Origin of the sequence: Actinopolymorpha pittospori (assembly GCF_014873875.1) — a bacterium.
GTDB lineage: Bacteria > Actinomycetota > Actinomycetes > Propionibacteriales > Actinopolymorphaceae > Actinopolymorpha > Actinopolymorpha pittospori.
Genome location: NZ_JADBEM010000001.1, coordinates 3,474,645 through 3,495,401 on the forward strand (window position 1 = coordinate 3,474,645; position 20,757 = coordinate 3,495,401).

Consider the following 20,757-nt stretch of genomic DNA (forward strand, 5'->3'; position numbering starts at 1 on the left):
CAGGATGAGTTCTGGTCCGCGTGCCTCCCGCCGACGCCCAACCCTTCGCGACGTGGCCCGCATCGCCGGCGTCGACCTCTCCACCGCCTCCCGCCTGCTCCGTCACCACACGGCGGGCTACCGCCCCGAGACCGTGGAACGGGTCCTGCGGGCGGCCGCCGAACTCGGCTATCGACCCAACAGCCAGGCCCGTGCACTGCGCCTGCAACGCCAACAGGCTTTGGCCATGTTGGTTCCGGACCTGGACAACTTCGGCTTCACCGGCGTCCTCCGTGGCGTCCAGGAGACCTGCCTCGAACGAGGGTTCACCTTGCTGGTCTCGGAAGTGCGAAGTGGCCCTGACCTCCCGCCGACGGACCTGTCCATCCTGGAAGGTCGGATCGACGGTGCCCTCGTCGCGTTCGCGACCGTCGACGACCCGCGGTTCGAGGAGTGGCTGCGCCAGTTGGAGGTGCCGACCGTCTTCGTCCAGCGTGGCTCACCGCAGGCGGATGCCTCCGTCGTGTTGGACGAGGAACGCAACGCCGCGCTGATGGTCGAGCACCTGGCCTCACTCGGACACCGGCGGATCGGTCATGTCTGCGGATCCTTGCGCACCGACACCGGGCTGCGCCGCCAACGAGGGTTTGACGACGCGATGGCCGCTCGCAGGTTGTCCGTGCGTGCGCAGTGGTGCGTCGACGGCGGCTTCACGTTCGACGGCGGCCACGCGGCGACGCTCTCGATCATGAACAGGGCGGCCCGCGGCCGGCCGACGGCCCTCGCCGTGGACGGTCTGGTCAGCGCGCTCGGCGCCCTGAGCGCTCTGCGCGAGCTCGGCTTGTCGGTGCCGGCGGACGTGAGCATCCTCAGCATCGACGAACACGTGGTGGCACAGCAGACCATGCCACCCCTCACCACCGTGAAGGTCCCGCAGCGCGAGCTCGGCAACCGGGCCGCGCAGATGCTGATCGACATCATCGAGGGCGGAGTGGGCGACCAGGTCGTGATCGACGCGTCGCCGCGGATCGTCGTCCGCGAGTCCACCGCGCCGCCGACTGGTGCCAGGTCGCGCTGGCGCGATTGACGACCCTGCCGAGAACCCATGGTGTGTCGAACCCCGCTTCGGGCTGTGCCGACTCCGGACACATATGCCAGCGGTCGATGGCCAGTTCTTACTTCGCTCAACTACGTTCCTCGAAGACCTGACCGAGCAGGGCTCCTCTGATGGAGGGCAGCAGGTGTCACACGGTCATTCCCCCGAGCACACGTCCCGGCGTCGTTTCCTCACCGGTTCTCTCGTCCTCGGCGCGACCGGTGCGGTGGCGGCCGGTTCCCTCGCTGCGGCGAGCGGTGCCTACGCGGACGTCCCCGACGACCCCACGGGCACGGTGAAGCGGGCCGCGAGCAGCGCCGCGGGCGACGCGGCGGAGCGTGCGGACTTCTGGGTCGCACCGGCCGGTGACGACGCCGGTACCGGAGAACGCACGAGCCCCTTCGCGACCCTCACCAGGGCACAGCGTGCGGTGCGCGAGGCGACCGCCGCCGGTGCGACCACCCTCACGGTCCACCTCGGCGGTGGAACCTACGAACTCGCCGAGCCTTTGCTGTTCACCTCCAGGGACGCGGGTCCAGGACGCCAGGTGGCCTACGTCGCCGTCGACGGTGAGACCCCCGTCCTCAGCGGTGGGAGTGCGGTCACCGGCTGGCGGCTCTACGACGCGGCGAAGAACATCTGGCGGGCAGCTGTCGGTCCGCGGACCGACACCCGGCAGCTGTGGGTGAACGGCCGGCGCGCGGTGCGTGCCCGCAGTGCCTTCCTGCCGGCCGGGTTCGAGATGACCGAGACCGGCTACGTCTACAGCGGCGAGGAGTTCGACTTCACCCGGTGGCGCCAACTCCGAGACGTCGAACTGGTGTCGTTTCGACGTTGGCGTTCCTATCGCTGCCGGATCGAGTCGGCCGAGCGGACCGGGACCGGGGTTCGTCTCGACATGCAGAACCCGGGTTGGGAGCTCGCGTACGCGGACCACCTGCCGTGGGGCAACATCACCGTTCCGGTCTGGGTCGAGAACGCCTACGAACTTCTCGACGAGGAAGGCGAGTGGTACCTCGACACCCGTGCCGGCCATCTCTACTACAAGCCGCGTGCCGAGGAGGACCTCGCGAGCGCCGAGACTGTTCTCGGGCGGTTGGAGACGCTGCTGGAGATCAGGGGCGAACTCGACGATCCGGTCATGGACCTGCGCTTCGACGGCATCAGCTTCTGCTACGGCACCTGGCTGGAGCCCAACAGTCCCACTGGGTTCGCGGTGATTCAGGCCGGTTATCACCAGACCGCTCCCGGGACGACCGCGAAGCTTCCGGCCAACGTGACCATGCGGGCCGCCGAACGGGTCGCGTTCCACCGTTGCCGGTTCCAGCACCTCGGCGGCAGCGGACTCGAACTCGAGTACGGCACCAGGCACGCGGACATCACCGGCAACCTGTTCGAGGACGTCTCGGGCAACGGGATCCAGGTGAGCGGGACGGACGAGATCCACCACCATCCCGACGACGACCGGGCGACCGTCCTCGACAACCGCATCACGAACAACTGCGTGACCAACGTGGCGTCGGAGTACCACGGCTGCGTCGGTATCTGGGTCGGCTATGCCGACACGACGACCATCGAGCACAACACGGTGTACGACCTGCCGTACACCGCGATCTCGGTCGGTTGGGGCTGGGGGACCGTCGACCCGGGCGGCTCAGCTGGCTACACGACGCCGAGTACGAGCCGGAACAACAGCGTGTCCTACAACCACATCCACCACTTCACGCAACGGCTGATCGACGGCGGCGGAATCTACACCCTGTCCGCCCAGCCTGGTTCGGTGATCCGGGGCAACTACATCCACGACCTGGTGATCAACCACTACGACGACTCGCTCGTCTACCTCGACGAGGCGACGCGGAACTACCTCGTCGAGGACAACGTGCTGTGCGGCACGCCGAGCTGGTGGCTGAAGATCTGGACCTCCTCGATCCGCGACAACCGGGCGGTTCACAACTTCGTCGACCGTCCCGACGCCGTGTGGAACGACGGTGTCGACAACGTGGTCGAGGACAACGTCCCGCTCGATCCGGCCGCGTTGCCGGAGGAGGCACAGGCGATCGCCGCGCGAGCGGGTGTGGAGCCGGCGTACCGCGACCTGCTGCCGGGTGGAGTGCCCGCACCGCCACCGGTCTCGGAGGTGTGCGACCCGGACTACGCCGGACAGCCGCCGCTCGGACCGCCGTGGACGCCGTAACGCCGTGGACGCCGTAACTCAGTGGACGCCGTAACGCCGGTGGATGCCGAAGCCCCACATCGCAAGGACATTCCCGCAGTCGAAAGGACCAGCTCCCATGGCCAACCCGTTGTCTCGCCGGGCCCTGCTGGGCAGCGCGACCGCGCTCGCCGCCGGCGCGGTGGTCGCCGCGTCACCTGAAGTCGCCTCCGCCAAGGTGGGTCGACGGACCGAGGCGGGTACACGGGCCGTCCGGGCCGCGACGTTCCTGGAGTCCCTCGGCGTCTGCGCGCACGTCGGTCAGGGCGTCGACGACGCCGACCGGAGCGCGGCCGCCGTCCGCTACGCCGGCTTCCGCAGTGTCCGCGACTCCGACAACGCGAGTGCGGCGTACGTCGACCAGCTGATCTCCATCTACCAGCAGTCGGGGGCGAGGTTCGTGCTGGTGCGCAGTGGCCCGGACGAGCCCTGGATCGACGCCCAGCTCAACGCGTCCAGGGGGCTCGCGAACGCGGGTGCGCTGCTCGCGTTGGAGGGTCCGAACGAGCCGAACAACTGGGCGGTCACCTTCGGTGGGCGGCAGTCGGTCTGGGACCAGGACTTCACCCCGGTGGCGCAGTGGCAGGCGGAGTTCTACCGGCGGGCCAAGGCGGATCCGGTGTTGCGGACGTACCCCGTCTTCCACTCCAGTGAGGCCGGCGGCTCCGAGCCCAACAACGTCGGCCTGCAGTTCCTCACCATTCCGGCCGGTGCGGGAACGCTGATGCCGGACGGGACGGCGTACGCGGACTACGCGAACGTCCACAACTACATCTGCCGCAAGCCGAGCATCATCGACAACATGGCGTGGGTGAACGCCTCACCGGACTTCGTCGACTGGATCGACGGCATCTACCAGGAGTACGGCGTCACCTGGCGGGCGCACTTCCCCGGCTACACCGAGGCCGCCGACCGCGCGGCGCTGCCCAGGGTCACCACCGAGAACGGCTGGCCCACGGGCGATCCCGCCACCGGCAAGGTCACCGAGGAGCAGCAGGGCCGGCTCTACCTGAACATGTACCTCTCGCAGTTCGCACGCGGGTTCGAGCACACGTTCCTGTACATGCTGCGCGACGCGGCGGGCGGCGACGCGGGCTTCGGGTTCTTCGACGTCGACTACAACCCGAAGCGATCCGCGCTCTACCTGCACAACCTCAGCACGATCCTCGCGGACTCCGGCGACCGGCCCGCGGGCAACCTCGCGTACTCCATCGCCGACCAGCCGGAGACCGTGCACGACCTGCTGATGCAGAAGGCGAACGGCAGGTTCTACCTCGCGGTGTGGAACGAGCGGGCAAGCGGTTCGGACGACGTGCTCGTCGAACTCGGCGCCACGTACCGGAACGTGCGGGTCTTCGACCCGACCGTCGGGACCTCGCCCGTCCAGACGCTCCGCAACGCGAGTGCCGTGTCGCTGACGCTCAGTGATCACCCGGAGATCATCGAGATCTTCTGAGTCCAAGGTACGGAACGACCGGGGCGGGTGCCGCGAGCTTTCGCGGCGCCCGCCCCGTCGTCGCGCGGCCTGGCGATCACGCCCGCCCTGACGCCTAGCGGTTGACAGATTCTGAAATCTGTCATTCCATAGATCCCGCGAGATGCCGAGCAGCGGCATCGACGAGTGGAGGTTTCAGTGATGGACGGTCGTCGTCTGGGAGCGCAGGGGCCCGAAGTGTCGGCGCTCGGCCTGGGTGCCATGGGCATGTCGGATCTGTACGGGCCGGCGGACCGGACGGAGAGCATCGCCACGCTCCGTGCCGCGATCGACGCGGGGATCACCCTGCTCGACACCGGTGACTTCTACGGCATGGGCCACAACGAGCTGCTCATCCACGAGGCCCTGCGAACGGGGGACCGGGAGCGGGTGGCGATCAGCGTCAAGTTCGGCGGCATGCGTGACCCCGCGGGAAACTGGGTCGGTTACGACGCGCGGCCGGAGGCGGTGCGCAACTTTCTCGCCTACACGCTGCGCCGGCTCGGTACCGACTACGTGGACGTCTACCGGCCGGCCCGACTCGACCCGGCGGTACCCGTCGAGGAGACGGTGGGCGCGATCGCGGACATGGTGAAGGCCGGCTACGTACGCCACATCGGGTTGTCGGAGGTCGGGGCGGAGAGCCTGCGTCGGGCCCAGGCGGTGCATCCGATCAGCGACCTGCAGATCGAGTACTCCCTGCTGTCCCGTGGGATCGAGGCCGAGGTTCTGCCGACGGCCCGCGAGTTGGGGATCGGGATCACGGCGTACGGCGTGCTCTCCCGCGGCCTGCTGTCCGGGCACTGGACGGCGGAGCGGAGCATCGGCCAGACCGACTTCCGGAGCCACTCGCCACGGTTCCAGGGCGACAACCTCACGCGGAACCTCGCGCTGGTCGAGGCACTCCGAGGCGTCGCCGAGGCGCAGGGCGCCACGCCCGCGCAGGTGGCGATCGCCTGGGTGCTGTCGCGGGGTAGCGACATCGTGGCGTTGGTGGGCGCCCGCAGGCGGGACCGGCTCGCGGAGTCGCTCGCCGCGGCCGACCTCACCCTCAGTGCCGACGATCTGGCCGCCATCGAGGCCGCCGTCCCGCACGGTGCGGCCGCCGGGTCGCGCTACAGCGAGGCCCAGATGGCGCACCTCGACAGCGAACGCTGAGAGGATGCTCCGGTGGACGGACCGCTGACTGCCGAAACCATTCTGGGCGCCACCGAGGACGTCCTCCGTCGCTACGGCCCGGCCAAGGCGACGGTGGTCGACGTGGCCAGGGTCCTCGGCGTCAGCCACGGCAGCGTCTACCGGCACTTCCCCACCAAGACGGCATTGCGGGAAGCGGTCACGGAGCGCTGGCTGGAGCGGGCGCACGCGGGCCTCGCCGAGCTCGCCGCGAGTGACGTGCCGGCTCCCGAACGGCTCCGCCGCTGGCTCCGCCAGTTGCACGAGTCGAAGCGCCGCAAGGCGCTCGACGACCCGGAGCTGTTCGCGACCTACTCCGTGCTCACGAAGGAGAGCAGCGCCGTGGTCGCCGCACACCTCGACGACCTGGTGAACCAGATCACCCGGATCATCGCCGACGGCGTGGCCGCGGGAGAGTTCAGCGCCGCCGACCCCGAGGTGAGCGCCCGGGCGGTCTTCGCCGCCATGATGCGGTTTCACGATCCGGCCAACGCGTCGTACTGGTCCGATCCCGGGATCGACGCCTCCTTCGACGCGGTCTGTTCGCTGGTGCTCTCCGGTCTTGAACGACGCGGCTGAGCCGGACCACCACGCGGCTGAGCCGGACCACCGGCTGGTGATCCGGCTCGGCCACCGCACTCAGGTGCTCGGGTCGGAGGCGGCGAGGGCCAGGCGTTCCTGCGCCTCGGCGAGGTCCTCGGTCGTCGGTGCGTCGTCCTGGCTCAGCCGCAGCCGCCAGTAGCCGCTGAAGTCGATCGCCTGCTTGGCGACACCGCGCTCGTCGACGAGGTGGCGACGAAGTGAGCGGACGGCCGCGGACTCACCGGCGATCCACGCGAACACCGACCCGGGCGGGAATTCCGCCCCGCGTACGGCGTCCAGGAGCAGGGTGCCGTGTCCGGGTGAGACGTCACCGCGGTGCGACCAGTGCAACGTCAGGTCGCCTCGCGTCTCGAACCGCTGTTCCTCGGCCGCGTCGCGCACCTCGAGGTAGGCCAGGGCACGGGTGCCGGACGGCAGCCACTCGACCAACGTCCCGATCGCCGGAAGTGCCGTCTCGTCACCGGCCAGCAACAACCAGTCCGCCGCGGCGACGGACGCGCTGAGGGGCGTGGACCGGGCGAACGTCGCGGACGGCCCGAACATCCCGAGCGTGTCGCCCGGCCGCGCGGACTGTGCCCACCGTGCGGCCGGGCCGGCGTCGTCGTGCAGAACGAAGTCGACGTCGACCAGGCCCTCGCCGGGACGGACGCGACGGATGGTGAAGCTGCGCATCCACGGCCGCTCGGGCTCGGGGATGGCGCCGTACGCGGCGTACCACCGCATGAAGTCGCCCTCGGTGTCCGGCTCGGGCATCCGGGGCCTGCGCTGGCCCGCCCTCGGGAAGTACAGCTTCATCTGTTGGTCGGGCTCGGTGGTGGGGATCTCCGCGATCGAGGTCGCGAGATCCTCACCACCGAAGGTGATGCGGACCATGTGGGGTGTGAGCCGGTGGACGTCGACGACCTCGACGAACCTGACCGGCAGCCGCGCCGTCATGCCCGGCCCGCCGTGGCCGGCGCCGGGTGACCGACGTAGGTGCGCAGGTGCTGGGCGGTGAGCGAGTCGCCGGTGGCGACGAGATCGGCCGGCGTTCCGGTGAACACGATGCGCCCGCCGTCGTGGCCGGCGCCGGGACCGAGGTCGATGAGCCAGTCGGCGTGCGCCATGACGGCCTGGTGGTGCTCGATCACGATGACCGTGTTGCCCTCCTCGACCAACCGGTCGAGCAGCGCGAGGAGCTGGTCCACGTCGGCCAGGTGCAGCCCGGTGGTCGGCTCGTCCAGCACGTACGTCGCGGCCTTCTCCGCCATGTGGATGGCGAGTTTCAGGCGCTGGCGCTCGCCGCCGGAGAGGGTGGTCAGCGGCTGACCCAGGTGGACGTAGCCGAGGCCCACGTCGTTCAGTCGACGCAGGATCGCGTGGGCCTGGCCGGAGGAAAAGAAGTCGTGCGCCTCGGCCACCGACATGGCGTGGACCTCGCTGATGTTCCTGCCACGCAGTTGGTAGGTCAGCACCTTCGGGGTGAACCGCTTCCCCTCGCACTCCTCGCAGACGGAGGCGACCCCCGCCATCATGGCGAGGTCGGTGTAGACGAGCCCGATGCCCTTACAGGTGGAGCAGGCGCCCTCGGAGTTGGCGCTGAACAGCGCGGCCTTCACGCCGTTGGCCTTGGCGAACGCCGTGCGGATGGGGTCGAGCAGACCGGTGTAGGTGGCCGGGTTGCTCCGCCGCGACCCGCGGATCGGTGACTGGTCGGCGACGACCACGTCGTCCCGTCCGCCCAGCGAGCCGTGGATCAGCGAACTCTTCCCCGAGCCGGCGACGCCGGTGACCACGGTCAGCACACCGAGCGGGAGGTCGACGCTCACGTCCCGCAGGTTGTGCAGGGTCGCGCCGGTGATGGACAGCTGGCCGCGAGGCTCGCGTACCTTCTCGCGCAGCGTCACCCGGTGGTCGAGGTAGCGGCCGGTCAAGGTGCCGGACGCGCGCAGCCCGGCCACGTCTCCGCTGAAGCAGACCTGGCCGCCGCTGTCGCCCGCTCCGGGGCCGAGGTCGACCACGTGGTCGGCGATCTGGATCGTCTCGGGCTTGTGCTCGACGACGAGCACCGTGTTGCCCTTGTCACGCAGGAGAACGAGCAGGTTGTTCATCCGCTCGATGTCGTGCGGGTGCAGGCCGATCGTGGGTTCGTCGAAGACGTAGGTGACGTCGGTGAGGCTGGAGCCGAGGTGCCGGACCATCTTCACCCGCTGGGCCTCACCGCCGGAGAGGGTGGCCGACTCCCGGTCCAGGCTGAGGTAGCCCAGGCCGATGCCGACCAGTGAGTCGAGGGTGTTGCGCAGGTTGGCGAGCAGTGGTCCGGCGAACTCGTCGCCGATCCCGCGCACGAAGTCGGCGAGGTCGTTGATCTGCATCGCGGAGCACTCGGCGATGTTGCGGCCGTCGATCCTGGCCGACAGCGCCGCCGGGTTGAGTCGGGTGCCCTCACAGGCGGGGCAGCGGGCGAACTCCACGGCGCGGTCGACGAAGGCCCGGATGTGCGGCTGCATCGACTCCCGCTCCTTGCCGAGAAAGAGCCGCCGCACCCGCACCATCAGACCTTCGTAGGTGACGTTGGTGGTGCCGATCCGCACCTTCGTGTTGGGCCTGTTGAGCAGGTCCGCCCACTCCTCGCGGCTGAAGTCCTTCAGCTTGGTGTCGGGGTCGAAGAAGCCGGAGTTGACGTAGGTCTGGACATACCACGTCTCGGCGCCGAACCCCGGCACCCTGATCGCGCCCTCCCGCAGGGAGAGGTTGACATCGACCACCTCGTCGACGTCGATCGTGGACACCTTGCCGAGTCCCTCGCACTCGGGGCACATGCCTTCGGGGAGGTTGAAGCTGAACGCGCCGGAGGTGCCGACGTGTGGGGTGCCGAGTCGGCTGAACAGGATGCGCAGCATCGTGTAGGCGTCGGTCGCCGTACCGACCGTCGAGCGGGAGTTGACACCCATCCGCTCCTGGTCGACGACGATCGCCGCACTCAGGTTGTGGAGCGCGTCGACGTCGGGCCGGCCGAGGCTCGGCATGAACGACTGGATGAACGCCGTGTAGGTCTCGTTGATCAGTCGCTGCGACTCGGCCGCGATCGTGCCGAAGACCAGCGAGGACTTGCCGGAACCGGAGACGCCGGTGAAGACGGTGAGCCGGCGCTTGGGAATGTCGAGGGAGATGTCGGCGAGGTTGTTCTCTCGGGCGCCGCGTACCTGGATCACGTCGTGGCTGTCGGCGAGCTGGCGTCGCCCGGTGACTGCCACCTCGTCGTGGGAAGGGTCAGCATCCATGCCGTGGTTCCTCTGGATTTCCTTACGGCGTAAAGTGGGACGGACCAAGTTACTTTATGCCATAAGGAGCTGCAAGTGGTCGTCTTTGCCGGCCAGGGCGACGCGCGCCGGTCGATGGCGTTGCTGTGGCGTACCGGAGAGGGCGGACCGACGCCGGCCGGTCCGGGGCCACGGCCCGGACTCACCGTGGACGCGATCGTGGCGGCGGCGATCGCCGTCGCCGACGAGGTCGGCATGACGGCGCTGTCCATGCGCGCGGTGGGGGAGCGGCTCGGGCGTACGGCGATGGCGCTCTACACCTACGTGCATGGCAAGAGCGAACTCGTCGACCTGATGTACGACCGGACGCTGGCGGAGTTGCCGACCGGCTACGCGCTGGACGCGGGCTGGCGGCCCGCCCTCACCGCCTGGGCGCACGACAGCTGGGCCTTCTACGTACGCCATCCCTGGATGCTGCAGGTCTCCCAGGCGCGACCGGTGCTGGGACCGGGGGAGTTCGGTGTCCTCGAGACCCTGGTGGGGATCCTGCGCGAGACCCACCTGGAGGTCAGGGTGCTCCGGGGAGTGGTCGGCGCGTTGACGCATCACGTCCGCGGGTCGGCGCAGACGATGGCCGACTCCCGGGCCGCGGCGGCCGCGACAGGTGTCGGTGACCAGGACTGGTGGTTCTCGCGTTCCCCGCTGCTCGCGGAGGTCGCGCCTGACTTCGCCGAGCGGTTCCCCATGACCACCTGGATCGAGAGCGACGCCCCGCAGCCGCCCGAGGACGAGCAGGAGCCCTACCTCGAGCGTGCCGCGCGGCAGAGTTTCCAGGTCGGGCTCGTCGTCCTGCTCGACGGGATCGAGACCGCGACGAAGGAGTCGAGCGGCTGATCGTCGCGGTCCGGGGGATGTCTCTTACCGGACCGCGGGGTTGTCTCCGCGTGGCCGAGCCGCCAGGATGCCGTCCTTGTCTCCGGGGGAAGGAAGCCCATGCCCACGTCGACTAACGCCGTACCCGAGGTGGAGAAGCTGCTGTCGGCCAGCTTCGGTGTCCCGGTCGCGATCGCCACGGTGGAGCACCAGAGCCCGTGGGCGGTGCTGCGCGCCATCCTGGCCGACCCGGCGCCCGGCCTGCCGGCGTCGGTCGTCGTGAAGTGGCTGCGCGAGCACCCGAACGATGTCCGGACGGACCCGCGTCAGGTGAGCACCGAGCGGGCGGCGCTGGAGTTCCTCGCGGAGTTGGGGTTCGGCCTCGCACCGAGGCTGCTGGCGAGCGATCTGGCGGCGCGGGTGCTCGTGCTGGAGGACCTCGCGCCGCGCGTACCCCTGCCCGAGCCGCTGCTACGGGACGGCATGAAGGGGACGCTCGGCGGGCTGACCGCGTTCGCCCGGGCGCTCGGCGAACTCTGCGCGGTCACCGCCGGACACGAGGAGCGGTACGTCGGGAGGCGGGCGGTGTTCGGGCCCGCCGAGCGGTTGACCGACCGGTGGGAGTCGCTCGGACCGGTGTGGAAGGAGACGGGTCCGCTGCTCGCGTCGCTCGGCTTCGGGGTGCCGCCCGCGGCAGAGCGCGACCTGGCGCTCGTCCGGACGACCCTCGCGGAGCCCGGTCCCTTCCTGGCGTTCACGAACGGCGACCCGGAGCCCAACAACTTCCTCGTCCACGACGGTGCCGAGTCCAACGGGCGGATCATCGACTTCGAGTTCGCCGGCTATGTGCACGCGCTCTTCAACGCGGCCTGGATCCACGTGCCCGGGCCCGCCTGGATCACCGTCGCCGACCCGGCGGAGTACGACCTGGAGGACGCCTTCCGGCTGGCGCTCTGCGCGGCGGTTCCCGAGGCGGCCGACGACGGGTTGTTCGGGCTGGGCATGTCGGCGGCCTGCGTCGCTCGGGCCGTTCGGCGGCTGAACCGGTTCCGCCTCCTCGACGGCCGGGCGCCGGGCGACAACAGTCGGGTGCAGATGGTCGCGACCCTCGAGTCGGCCGCGGACATCGCCGAACACCACCGGTGCCTGCCGGACCTGCGTGGCTGGGTGCGCGACGTGGCCGGGATGCTGCGCCGGCGTTGGCCGGACGCCGACGTCGACCTCGCGAGCATGCCGGCCTACACCCCACGCGGCTAGGGTGCGTCTCCCCAGCGGTCCGGGCGGCGCGACTACCGGCGCCGCCGGGTGCGCCGGAGCCGGCGTACCCGCAGGGGCCCCACGAGTCGCGGACCGGCGTAGCGGCGTTCGGAACGGGAGAGTTCCCGGGTCAGGGGCTGCGCCAGGAAGTCGCCGAGAATGACGCCGGCCGCGAGGGCGAGGGACTGTGTGGCGGCGATCAGGAGCCCGGAGATCCCGCTCCGGCTGTCGCCCTGGGTGAGCTGGAGCATCGCGCCGTAGATGGTGAGTCCGGGCAGCATCGGGACGATCGCCGGGAGTACGACGGCGAGCGCGGGGAGCCGTCGGCGCATGGCGATCGCCTGGCCACACACACCGATCGCGACCGCGATCACGCCCCGCGACATCGACGCCGAGGCGAGGAGGTGGTCGAGTCCCAGATAGGCGACGTAGCCCACGCCGCCCAGCAGGAAGACGGCGGGCAGCAGGCGCGACGAGGCGTACAGCCCCACCGCCATGGCGGTCGCGACGACGCCGGCGGAGAGGAAGCGGGACGGCAGGCCGCCGACCGTGAAGGCCGCGGGTGCGGTGACGGACATGGTGATCCCGGCCTGGCGGGCGACGATCAACGCGGCCGCGACACCCCCGGTGAGGCCCGCCGCCAGGATCAGGACCTCCAGGGCGCGGCCGGCCGCGGTGACCATGAAGCCGGTGAGCGCGTCCTGGACCGCACCGAGGAGGGCGATTCCGGGGAGCAACAGCACCACACCGCCCGCGACCACGAGCCCCGGCTGCACCGGCGCGCCGGCGGCGGTCAGCACGACGGCGACCCCGGTGACGATCGCCGCGCCGACGAAGTTCAGGTAGAAGTCCGGGACGTTGCGTCGGGCGAGCCGGCGGCCGGCTCGGTCGATGAGCACGGTCGCGCCGAACGTGACCAGGGCGAGCAGCCACTCTCCGCCCAACTGGACCGCGGTCGCGGCGGCGAGCATCCCCCACGCGATGCTGACGACCCACCGCGGATAGCGCTTGGGCGCGTGCAGGATGTCGTCCAGTCGCTGGTACGCCGCCTCCGGCGTCAGGTCCCCCTCGGCCAACGCGAGGACCAGTTGGTGCAGCGCCACCAGGCGGCTGTGGTCCACCGCCCGGACCCGGACGATCCGCAGGTCGGTCAGCGGGGCGTCGGAGTCCACGACGGCGACGGAGACGAGTACCTGCGTGTAGGTGACCGAGGCTTCGACGTCACGCAGGCCGAGCGCCGTGGCGCAGGCGACGACCGATGCCTCGACGTCCACGGAACCGGCGCCGCTGCGCAGCAGGAGTTCGGCGAGCCGGAGCAGGAAGTCCAGGGCGCGGCGTACGTCCGGGCCGCCGGCGTTGTCGGCCGTGCGAACGACGTACGGCGAGCGGGGTGGCCGCTGGGAGACCACGGGCTCGTCGCGGCTGAGCGCCGCTCCGGCCGCACGCCGAAGTCGGCGGCGCAACCGTTCCCGGTCGGGGTTGCTCACGGGGTCCTCGCTGCGTTCGATCGTCACCGCGTCGTGGGAAGGCCAGCTCGGGAGCTGCGAATCCTCGCCAACGGTAAAGCCCGGGTCGCATCCGCGCGGTGGACCGGTACGTCAACTCCGAGTTGCGCACGGACGGTGCGTGCGACGTCACCGTCCGGCGGCGCGCCCTGCCGGTCCGGAGACGGCTCAGGACACGACCGAGGCGGGCGGGGCGATGGCGGCGGTGAACTCCGCCGTGGTGAGGATCGCGTGGGCGTAGTTCGGGGCGTTCGTCTCGAACGTCGCCTGCATCTCCTCGGGGGAGAAGGCGGCGATGGCGTCCCTGACCAGAGTGACGTGGTAGCCGAGTTCCTGGCCGAAGCGTGCCGTGGTGTCGATGCAGGTGTTGGCCCGCATCCCGATCAGGGCGATCCGGGCGATCCCGTGCTGGTTGAGCAACAGCGCCAGGTCGGTGTTGGCGAATCCGCTGGAGCCCCAGTGTTCCCGGGCGATCAGCTCGTCGTGGTGCGGGGTGAAGTCGGGGTGGAACTCCCCGCCCCAGCTGCCCTTGGCGAACACCTCGCTCTCACGGGCGTGCTGCTGTGACAGTGAGAGGAAGCGCCAGGTGGAGTAGTCGCCGGCGACCATCCGGTGGTGCGGTACGAAGAAGACCCGGATCCCACTCGCCCGAGCGGCGGCGAGGGCCTCCCGCATGTGGTCCAGCAGACCGACCGCCTCGGCGGTCGCCTTCGCCCGAGGCCACAGCTTGCCGCCCTCGGACAGGAAGTCGTTGTAGGGGTCGACGACCAGCAGGGCGGTCTCGGCACGTTCGGACTCGTTCACACGTTCCTCCAACCGGTGGCAGTCAGCTGAGGACGCGACCGCAGAACCCTCTGATATAGCCGGTGACCGTGTCGAGTTCGCTCTCGAGCAGGAAGTGGCCACCGTTGAGGAGATGGATCTCCGCGTCGGGAAGGTCGCGGGCGAAAGCGCGGGCGCCGTCCGGGCCGAAGATCTCGTCGTTCGCGCCCCACACGGCGAGCAACGGCACCTGGCTGCTGCGGAAGTACTCCTGCACCCGCGGATAGAGGTCTACGTTGGTGGGGTAGTCGCGGAACAGCCGGAGCTGGATCTTGTCGTTGCCCTCCCGGTTGACCTGTGCGTGGTCGTGGAGCCAGGTGTCGGGACTGACGAGCGTGGGATCCGGGACGCCGTTGAGGTACTGCCAGCGGATCGCGTCCAGGCCGAGCGCCGCGCGTACCGCGCCCTCGGTGGCGGGACCGGGATCGTGGGCGTAGGCCCACACGCCCGTCCAGAACGACTCGACGAAGCCGTCGGTGTAGGCGTTGCCGTTCTGGGAGATGATCGCGACGATCCGGTGCGGGCCGCGAAGCGCGAGACGCCAGGTGATGGGTGCCCCGTAGTCGTGGACGTAGGTCACGTAGCGGTCGATGCCGAGCTGGTCGAGCAGGCCCTCGGTGACGTCCGTCAGCGCGTCGAAGGTGTAGTCGAACTCCTCCGCCGCGGGCGCGTCGGAGAGGCCGAACCCGAGATGGTCCGGTGCCACGACGTGGTACTCGTCCGCGAGCGCCGGGATCAGGCCGCGGAACATGTGGGAGCTGGAAGGAAACCCGTGCAGCAGCACGATGGTCGGCGCCTCGTGCGGTCCGGCTTCCCGGTAGAACACCGAACGACCAGCCACGTTGGCGGTGCGATGGTGAACATCGGTGGTCCGATGGAGCACGGCAGTCGTCATGGTTCGCCCGCCCTCCGCGACAGTCGGCGCTGGTGCGGCTCTACTGTCCTGTGTACCAGCGCGTCCCGGAGCCCGGTGTGATCCGCGCGGAAGCGTGTCCCCCGATGGTCCTGCCGCGGACATGCGGGATACCTGCGCATACGTCGGATGCGTACGTCATGGTCACCCGGGACACCCGGCCGGAGGCGGCTACCGCTACCCCCTGCGGACAACTGAGCGGGGACGACCGAGCCGCGGCCGCCGCACCGGGTGTTCGGTGTGGCGACCGCGGCCCTCAGGAAGTGCTTCGCCCTACGGTGGCGCTCAGCGCTCGATGAAGATCGGGTTCGAGTAGAACCAGAGGTCTTCCCACGGGTTCGAGCCACGCGCGTCGGGCTGCGGCTCGAGCTCGTCGGTGTTGGTGCCGCGAACCCGGACGTACATCGAGTCGTCGACGTTGCGCAAGGTGTGCTTGACGACGATCAGTCGTCGTACCGCTCCCAGCCGTTGGCGTCGTAGCATCCGCTTCGCATGACCTGCAGCACCCCAAGATCATCGGCTAGATGTTTTCAGCCGGTCGAGGGGGTCGTGTCGCGTCCGAGCCTAAGACCACCGCAGGGAATAATGATCAAATGGCCTCGGGAGGTCCGGTACTGCGGTGGCCTGCATGACTCAGGGCTGCGTGTGGTGTGGTGCCGAAGCTCTGCCGCCGGGCTCCTGGTGACAGGGTTGCGGGGATTGAGGGGAAGCCTTCCAGGAGGATTTGGGAGATAAGGAGACCTGGAGTGACCCAATATTGGTTGGGTCGGCGTGGTCAGCGCCGACGCAATGCAGGGCTATGTCGACTCCCAGCCGGAATTTCTCTGACAGGCGGATGGAAGCAGGAGAGCGGGCGTGCGCCGCGCGTTGAAGTTCCTTCTCCGGCCCACCTCCAAGCAGGCGCAGGTGCTTGCGGAGATGCTGGCTGATCATTGCTCGCTGTACAACGGGGCGTTGCAGGAACGTCGGGACGCTTATCGGCACGTTTCGAAGACCGCGGTTCGCTATGGGGACCAGTCCGGGCAGCTCAAGGAGATCCGGGCGTTCGATCCGGAGCGTCAGGGCCGCTGGTCGTTCTCCAGCCAGCAGGCCACTCTGCGACGGCTGGACAGGGCGTTCGCGGCGTTCTTCCGTCGCGTCAAAGCGGGCGAGAAGCCTGGCTATCCCCGGTTCAGGGGCGTCGGCTATTTCGACACGGTCGAGTTCCCCAAGGATGGGGACGGCTGCCGGTGGGACTCCACTCCTGTGGACAAGGTGACCCGAGTCCGATTCCAGGGCGTTGGGCACGTGCGGGTGCACCGGCACCGGCCCGTCCAGGGCAGGGTGAAGACGATCTCGGTGAAGCACGAAGGCCGCCGATGGTATGTGATCCTTGCTTGCGACGACGTGCCGGCTGAGCCGCTGCCTGCCACGGGGGTGGTCGCCGGCATTGACGTGGGTGTCGTGCATTTCCTGACCACCAGCGAAGGGACACACACGCCGAACCCGCGCCACGGCAAGGGCAATGCCAGGGCCCTCGCTCACGCCCAGCGTGTGCTCAAGATATTCCCGAAGGTCCGCCGCAACGAGCGCAGCGCTAAGCACCGGCGGGCCGTGGTGAAGGTCGCCAAGCTGCAGCGCAAGGTCCGCCGGCAACGGGTCGACCATGCGCACAAGGCTGCGCTCAACCTGGTCCGCACCTACGACCAGATAGCCCACGAGAACCTGAACATCGCGAGCATGGTCCGCGCACCCAAGCCGAAGCCCGAACCCGCCCGACCCGGCAGCTTCCTCGCCAACGGGGCCGCCGCCAAGGCCGGGCTGAACAAGAGCATCCTGGACGCGGGTTGGGGGTGTTTCCTGGGCATCCTCGCGGACAAGGCTGAAAGCGCCGGTCGTGTGGTGATCGCCGTGGACGCCCGCAACACCTCCCGCACCTGCCCGCGCGAAAACTGCGGACACGTGAGCGAGGACAACCTGTCAAGCCCCGGGTTTCGTGGAGACTGATTTAGTTGGTTCCTGCGGTGGCCAAGGCCGGGTTGGTCTGGGCGTGTGATGCCGTGCTGGCATCGGTCTGGGACGCTTTGGTGGCGTCGTGGTGGTGGCCATGCTGGGCGTCGGGCTGCTCGTCGTGGTCGTCAGGGTCGGTGGCCTGACGGGCCCAGTAGGCGGCCTCGTACTCGGCGGGCGGGACGTGCCCGAGCTCGCCGTGCAGGCGTCGTTGGTTGTACCAGTCGGCCCACTCCGCGATCGCGATCTCAAGGTCGTCGATCCCGCGCCAGGGTCCCTTCCGCCGACGCGCTGGACCGCGGACGAGCTCGGCCTTGAACAGCGAGTTCAGCGCCTCGGCCATGGCATTGTCGTAGCTGTCTCCTCTACTTCCAATCGACGCGACCGCGTCGGCCTCCTCCAGCCGCTGGGTGTAGCGCAACGCGCGGTATTGCACGCCTCTGTCGCTGTGATGGACCAGGCCGGCCACGTCCTGGCTGGCGTGTTCACGCCGCCAGATACCCATCTGCAGTGCATCCAGTGCGAGCTCGGTATACAGGCTGATCGACACCTGCCACCCGAGGATCATGCGGGAGTAGACGTCGAGCACGAAGGCCACATAGACCCACCCGTCCGCGGTGCGCACATAGGTCAGATCGGCCACCCACAACTGGTTCGGACGTGACGCGGTGAAGTCGCGTTTGACCAGGTCACAGGGTCGCTCGGTCTCAGCGGCCGGCTTGGTGGTCCGGGGGTGCTTGTCCCGGGTGACGCCACGGACACCTTCGGCGCGCATCAGCCGTTCGACCGTGCACTTGGCCACCTGATGGCCCTGACGGCGCATCTCGTGCCACACCTTCCTCGCGCCGTAGACCTCCAGGTTCTTCACATGCACCTCCTTGATCTGCTCGACCAGGATCTGGTCACGGACAGACCGAGCCGACGGCGGCCGGGACTTCTGCGCGTAGTAGGTCGACGGCGCGATCTCAGCAGGCGTTCCCTTCAACGCCGTCAGGACCGGCTGGACGCCACCGTGCTCCGCTTCCACGGAGTCCACGAACTCGACCTTCAACGCCGTGTCTATCGACTCGGACGGTCCAACTCCGCCGCGAAGAAAGACGCCGCCGACTTCAGAATCGAGTTCGCCCGGCGCAGCTCACGGTTCTCCCGCTCCAGCTCCGCGATCTTGGCCGCGTCCGATGTCGTCGTCCCCGGCGCCACCCCAGCGTCAACCTCAACCTGCTTCACCCACGTCCGCAACGCTTCCGGATGCACCCCGAGCTGGTCCGCGATCCGCTTCACCGCACCCATCCGAGACCCCGGATCCCGCCGAGCCTCCACCGCCAACCGCGTGGCCCGCTCCCTCAACTCATCCGGGTACTTACGCTGCGCTGCCATCGTCCTCGTTCCTCCAGGCTTCGATGTCTCCATCTAACCCGGGGCGAGACAACCGCCCCACTCAAGACACCTTCCGCTGCGTCAACTGTGGATATACCGCCAACGCCGACCACGTGGGCGCACTGAACATCGCAATCAGGGCCGGGCTGGTCCTTCCCTACGTGGCTTAGCCACCGACAGGAAAAGCTCCACGACTGCAGCCGTGGGGAGGAGTCACGCCGTAGAACTGCAGGTGAGGGTGGTTAGTGGTGTGGTGGTGGGTGGCCCGATTTGGCTGACGGCCGTGCCTGCGCCGATCGTGGCTGGCGGGACCAGACCGGCCTCCCGTCACTCGGCACCTCGTCGCGCTTTTCGATAGAGCTCTCCAGAATCAGTAGCCGTAGTTGTACCCGCTGTTCCCGCCACCGGTGTTCCCGGCACCGTCGCCGGCGGTCGCCTTCGGGGTCGAGCCGTCCGGGGTGGCCGCGTGCCAGACGAACTTCGTGCCCTGGAAGTCGTCGCTGAAGCCGTTCCCACTCACGGATCCGGGCGTGCGGTCCTCGCTGAAGGTGTAGAGCGGGTGCCCGTCGAGCGCCAGCTGGGTCGTCCCGTCCGGACGGTCCACGACACTGAACGCGCCGGACATGCCAGGAACGCTGGCGGGGACGTGAGCCTTGTCGGCCGTCACGGGTGGCCAGAAGTCGGTGCAGCTGCCGACGCAGCGAATCTTGCCGGAGTTCTCGGCCTCGTTGGTGTAGAGCGTCATGGCCTTTCCGTTCACGAGAACTGTTCCGACGTCGGCGACGTCACGGGTCGTGACCTTCCCCGCGGCCGTGGCGCCGCCGGACGGCGACGGGTCGGACGTGCTCCCGCTGGAGCCGCCGGTGGCGGTTGCGGACGTACCCGAACCACCACAGGCGGCGGCGGTCAGAGCCAGCAGCGCGGCCGCGCCGACCATGGCCTGTGCGGTGGACCTTCTCGAAGTCATCGGTTCTTCCTCTCTGCCGGCGGCACCGCGACGGTGACCAACCGGCGATCATGGTCGTCCACGACCTGGAGCTCGGTGAGCTCCGCGGACGGGACGGATGTCATCCCCTCCACACGGAGGGTTCGTTGGTAGGTGACCCGCCAGGACGCGGCGGTCTCGACCCGCCCGTCCCGTGCTCGGGCGAGCAACCGGCAGGTGGCGCCGGGTGTGAGCCCGCGCAGGGTCATCTCGATCTGGCTGCCCCACGGCCGCGCGGCGACCGTCGCCTCGGCGGCCACGCCGAGGTTCGAGCTGCCGGCCAGGGACGGCGGCGGAGGAGGTGTGGCCGGCCAGGCGGCGACCGCGACCCCCGCGGCGGCGGCACCGGCCACCACGGCGGCGGCGGCCGACAGACCGATCCGTCGCCTGCGCCGCTGCCGTCGTTCGACGTCGATGGCGTCGAACAGCCGATCCAGCAGGTGCGGAGCGGGCACCTCGTGCTGCCGGGTCGGGGCGGCGCCGACCTCGCGGGTCACCGCGAGCAGCCTCGGCAGCTCGCGTAGTCGGGCGAGTTCGGCCCGACACGACGGGCACTCCCTGAGGTGGTCCTCGAGGTCGACACCGGCCCCGTCGTCCCGGGAACCGAGCGCGAGGATCGCGAGGTGCACGGCGTACGGGCAGGTCGGTGCCGGGTCGGACCCGAAGGAGAACGGCTGGCCGGTACTCATGGCGAGGTCACCCCGCGTTCTTCCAGGGCGAGCCGCAGGGCGCGCAGGGCGTAGTAGGCGCGGGAACGGACCGTGCCCTCGGGCACCCGGAGTATTCGCGCCGCGTCGGCGACCGAGCGGTCCCGGAAGTACAGCTCGACCACCACGTCACGGTGCGCTTCGGTCAACGCCTGCAGCGCGTCGGCGACCTGCCAGCCCAGCAGGGTCCGTTCGAACTCGTCGTCGGCCGGGTGGGCGAGCAGGACGTCCGCGGACACCTCCTGCGGCCGTCGGACGGCCGCCCGGTGGCCGTCGACGACGAGGTTGCGAGCCACCCGGAACAGCCACGGCCGGGCCGTCTCGGCGGTGAGGTCGCGGGCGTGCCGCCAGGCGCGGAGCAGTGTCTCCTGGACGATGTCCTCTGCCCGCCGCGCGTCGCCGGCGACCAGGCTCCGGACGTATGTGAGAAGCGGCCCGGCGTGTTCTCGGTAGAGCGCCCGGACCAGCTCCTCCTCACGGGCAGAAGACGTCCTCATGATGAGAAGTACGTACGCTACGGGGCCGCCGTTCAATGATCATGCTC

General features: G+C 69.5%; 17 protein-coding genes and 1 pseudogene. 8 read left to right on the plus strand and 10 right to left on the minus strand.

Annotated elements, in window-relative coordinates; all coding sequences use genetic code 11:
* Positions 1 to 52 precede the first annotated feature (52 nt).
* The 5 genes from HEB94_RS16515 to HEB94_RS16535 all read left to right on the plus strand — a co-directional run bounded on the left by HEB94_RS16515 (position 53) and on the right by HEB94_RS16535 (position 6,519).
* A complete protein-coding gene (locus HEB94_RS16515; RefSeq protein ID WP_192750717.1) occupies positions 53 to 1,066 on the plus strand; it encodes a substrate-binding domain-containing protein in 1,014 nt (337 codons plus the stop codon).
* A gap of 154 nt (positions 1,067 to 1,220) precedes the next feature.
* Positions 1,221 to 3,272, plus strand: a complete 2,052-nt coding sequence (locus HEB94_RS53535; protein ID WP_192750718.1) for a right-handed parallel beta-helix repeat-containing protein — start codon at positions 1,221 to 1,223, stop codon at positions 3,270 to 3,272.
* Positions 3,273 to 3,369: 97 nt separating this feature from the next.
* A complete protein-coding gene (locus tag HEB94_RS16525; RefSeq protein ID WP_192750719.1) occupies positions 3,370 to 4,746 on the plus strand; it encodes a glycosyl hydrolase in 1,377 nt (458 codons plus the stop codon).
* A gap of 180 nt (positions 4,747 to 4,926) precedes the next feature.
* Entirely contained in the window at positions 4,927 to 5,922 is a 996-nt protein-coding gene (locus tag HEB94_RS16530) for an aldo/keto reductase (RefSeq protein ID WP_192750720.1), read from the plus strand.
* 12 nt (positions 5,923 to 5,934) lie between these two features.
* On the plus strand, positions 5,935 to 6,519 hold the full coding sequence (locus HEB94_RS16535) for a TetR family transcriptional regulator (protein ID WP_192750721.1): 585 nt from the start codon (positions 5,935 to 5,937) through the stop codon (positions 6,517 to 6,519).
* 60 nt (positions 6,520 to 6,579) lie between these two features.
* Here the strand turns inward: HEB94_RS16535 and HEB94_RS16540 are convergent, their stop codons facing one another.
* A complete protein-coding gene (locus HEB94_RS16540; RefSeq protein WP_192750722.1) occupies positions 6,580 to 7,479 on the minus strand; it encodes a siderophore-interacting protein in 900 nt (299 codons plus the stop codon).
* Positions 7,476 to 9,806 carry an ATP-binding cassette domain-containing protein gene (locus HEB94_RS16545; RefSeq protein WP_192750723.1) on the minus strand — a complete coding sequence of 777 codons (2,331 nt, stop codon included), beginning with the start codon at positions 9,804 to 9,806 and terminating at the stop codon, positions 7,476 to 7,478. Before HEB94_RS16545 ends, HEB94_RS16540 begins: the two co-directional genes overlap by 4 nt.
* Before the next feature lie 75 nt (positions 9,807 to 9,881).
* Between HEB94_RS16545 and HEB94_RS16550 the strand changes: the two genes are divergently transcribed.
* The gene (locus HEB94_RS16550) at positions 9,882 to 10,679 is read left to right on the plus strand and encodes a TetR/AcrR family transcriptional regulator C-terminal domain-containing protein (protein WP_192750724.1); all 798 of its coding nucleotides are present in this window, start codon (positions 9,882 to 9,884) and stop codon (positions 10,677 to 10,679) included.
* 99 nt (positions 10,680 to 10,778) lie between these two features.
* Complete coding sequence (locus HEB94_RS16555; protein ID WP_192750725.1) at positions 10,779 to 11,915, plus strand: aminoglycoside phosphotransferase family protein; 1,137 nt, start codon at positions 10,779 to 10,781, stop codon at positions 11,913 to 11,915.
* A gap of 32 nt (positions 11,916 to 11,947) precedes the next feature.
* Here HEB94_RS16555 and HEB94_RS16560 read toward each other — a convergent pair whose 3' ends face one another.
* The 4 genes from HEB94_RS16560 to HEB94_RS16575 form a co-directional block, all read right to left on the minus strand.
* The gene (locus HEB94_RS16560; protein WP_192750726.1) at positions 11,948 to 13,429 is read right to left on the minus strand and encodes a threonine/serine exporter family protein; all 1,482 of its coding nucleotides are present in this window, start codon (positions 13,427 to 13,429) and stop codon (positions 11,948 to 11,950) included.
* 159 nt (positions 13,430 to 13,588) lie between these two features.
* Positions 13,589 to 14,224: an isochorismatase family protein gene (locus HEB94_RS16565; RefSeq protein WP_192750727.1), complete on the minus strand. Its 636-nt coding sequence runs from the start codon at positions 14,222 to 14,224 to the stop codon at positions 13,589 to 13,591.
* Positions 14,225 to 14,246: 22 nt separating this feature from the next.
* Positions 14,247 to 15,137 carry an alpha/beta fold hydrolase gene (locus HEB94_RS16570; RefSeq protein WP_192750728.1) on the minus strand — a complete coding sequence of 297 codons (891 nt, stop codon included), beginning with the start codon at positions 15,135 to 15,137 and terminating at the stop codon, positions 14,247 to 14,249.
* Positions 15,138 to 15,440: 303 nt separating this feature from the next.
* Positions 15,441 to 15,638 (minus strand): hypothetical protein, encoded by a 198-nt coding sequence (locus HEB94_RS16575; protein WP_192750729.1) that lies wholly within the window; start codon positions 15,636 to 15,638, stop codon positions 15,441 to 15,443.
* 372 nt (positions 15,639 to 16,010) lie between these two features.
* Between HEB94_RS16575 and HEB94_RS16580 the strand changes: the two genes are divergently transcribed.
* Positions 16,011 to 17,141, plus strand: a complete 1,131-nt coding sequence (locus HEB94_RS16580) for an RNA-guided endonuclease InsQ/TnpB family protein (RefSeq protein ID WP_202896383.1) — start codon at positions 16,011 to 16,013, stop codon at positions 17,139 to 17,141.
* Positions 17,142 to 17,295: 154 nt separating this feature from the next.
* On the opposite strand, the pseudogene HEB94_RS16585 reads toward HEB94_RS16580, so the two are convergent.
* The 4 genes and pseudogenes from HEB94_RS16585 to HEB94_RS16605 form a co-directional block, all read right to left on the minus strand.
* A pseudogene (locus tag HEB94_RS16585) lies at positions 17,296 to 18,521 on the minus strand (IS3 family transposase); the annotation flags it as partial.
* Positions 18,522 to 18,891: 370 nt separating this feature from the next.
* On the minus strand, positions 18,892 to 19,488 hold the full coding sequence (locus HEB94_RS16595) for a COG4315 family predicted lipoprotein (RefSeq protein WP_192750731.1): 597 nt from the start codon (positions 19,486 to 19,488) through the stop codon (positions 18,892 to 18,894).
* A complete protein-coding gene (locus tag HEB94_RS16600; RefSeq protein WP_192750732.1) occupies positions 19,485 to 20,195 on the minus strand; it encodes an anti-sigma factor in 711 nt (236 codons plus the stop codon). Before HEB94_RS16600 ends, HEB94_RS16595 begins: the two co-directional genes overlap by 4 nt.
* Entirely contained in the window at positions 20,192 to 20,710 is a 519-nt protein-coding gene (locus tag HEB94_RS16605; protein WP_192750733.1) for a sigma-70 family RNA polymerase sigma factor, read from the minus strand. The genes HEB94_RS16600 and HEB94_RS16605 overlap by 4 nt, the downstream gene beginning before the upstream one ends.
* Between the last annotated feature and the right edge of the window lie 47 nt (positions 20,711 to 20,757).

What these genes read in the sequence shown, in the direction of transcription:
- HEB94_RS16545 (WP_192750723.1), bottom strand. Translation starts at nt 9,806, where the DNA reads ATGGATGCTGACCCTTCCCACGACGAGGTGGCAGTCACCGGGCGACGC.
- HEB94_RS16605 (WP_192750733.1), bottom strand. Translation starts at nt 20,710, where the DNA reads ATGAGGACGTCTTCTGCCCGTGAGGAGGAGCTGGTCCGGGCGCTCTAC.
- HEB94_RS16595 (WP_192750731.1), bottom strand. Translation starts at nt 19,488, where the DNA reads ATGACTTCGAGAAGGTCCACCGCACAGGCCATGGTCGGCGCGGCCGCG.
- HEB94_RS16570 (WP_192750728.1), bottom strand. Translation starts at nt 15,137, where the DNA reads ATGACGACTGCCGTGCTCCATCGGACCACCGATGTTCACCATCGCACC.
- HEB94_RS16555 (WP_192750725.1), top strand. Translation starts at nt 10,779, where the DNA reads ATGCCCACGTCGACTAACGCCGTACCCGAGGTGGAGAAGCTGCTGTCG.
- HEB94_RS16540 (WP_192750722.1), bottom strand. Translation starts at nt 7,479, where the DNA reads ATGACGGCGCGGCTGCCGGTCAGGTTCGTCGAGGTCGTCGACGTCCAC.
- HEB94_RS16575 (WP_192750729.1), bottom strand. Translation starts at nt 15,638, where the DNA reads ATGCTACGACGCCAACGGCTGGGAGCGGTACGACGACTGATCGTCGTC.
- HEB94_RS16530 (WP_192750720.1), top strand. Translation starts at nt 4,927, where the DNA reads ATGGACGGTCGTCGTCTGGGAGCGCAGGGGCCCGAAGTGTCGGCGCTC.
- HEB94_RS16525 (WP_192750719.1), top strand. Translation starts at nt 3,370, where the DNA reads ATGGCCAACCCGTTGTCTCGCCGGGCCCTGCTGGGCAGCGCGACCGCG.
- HEB94_RS16600 (WP_192750732.1), bottom strand. Translation starts at nt 20,195, where the DNA reads ATGAGTACCGGCCAGCCGTTCTCCTTCGGGTCCGACCCGGCACCGACC.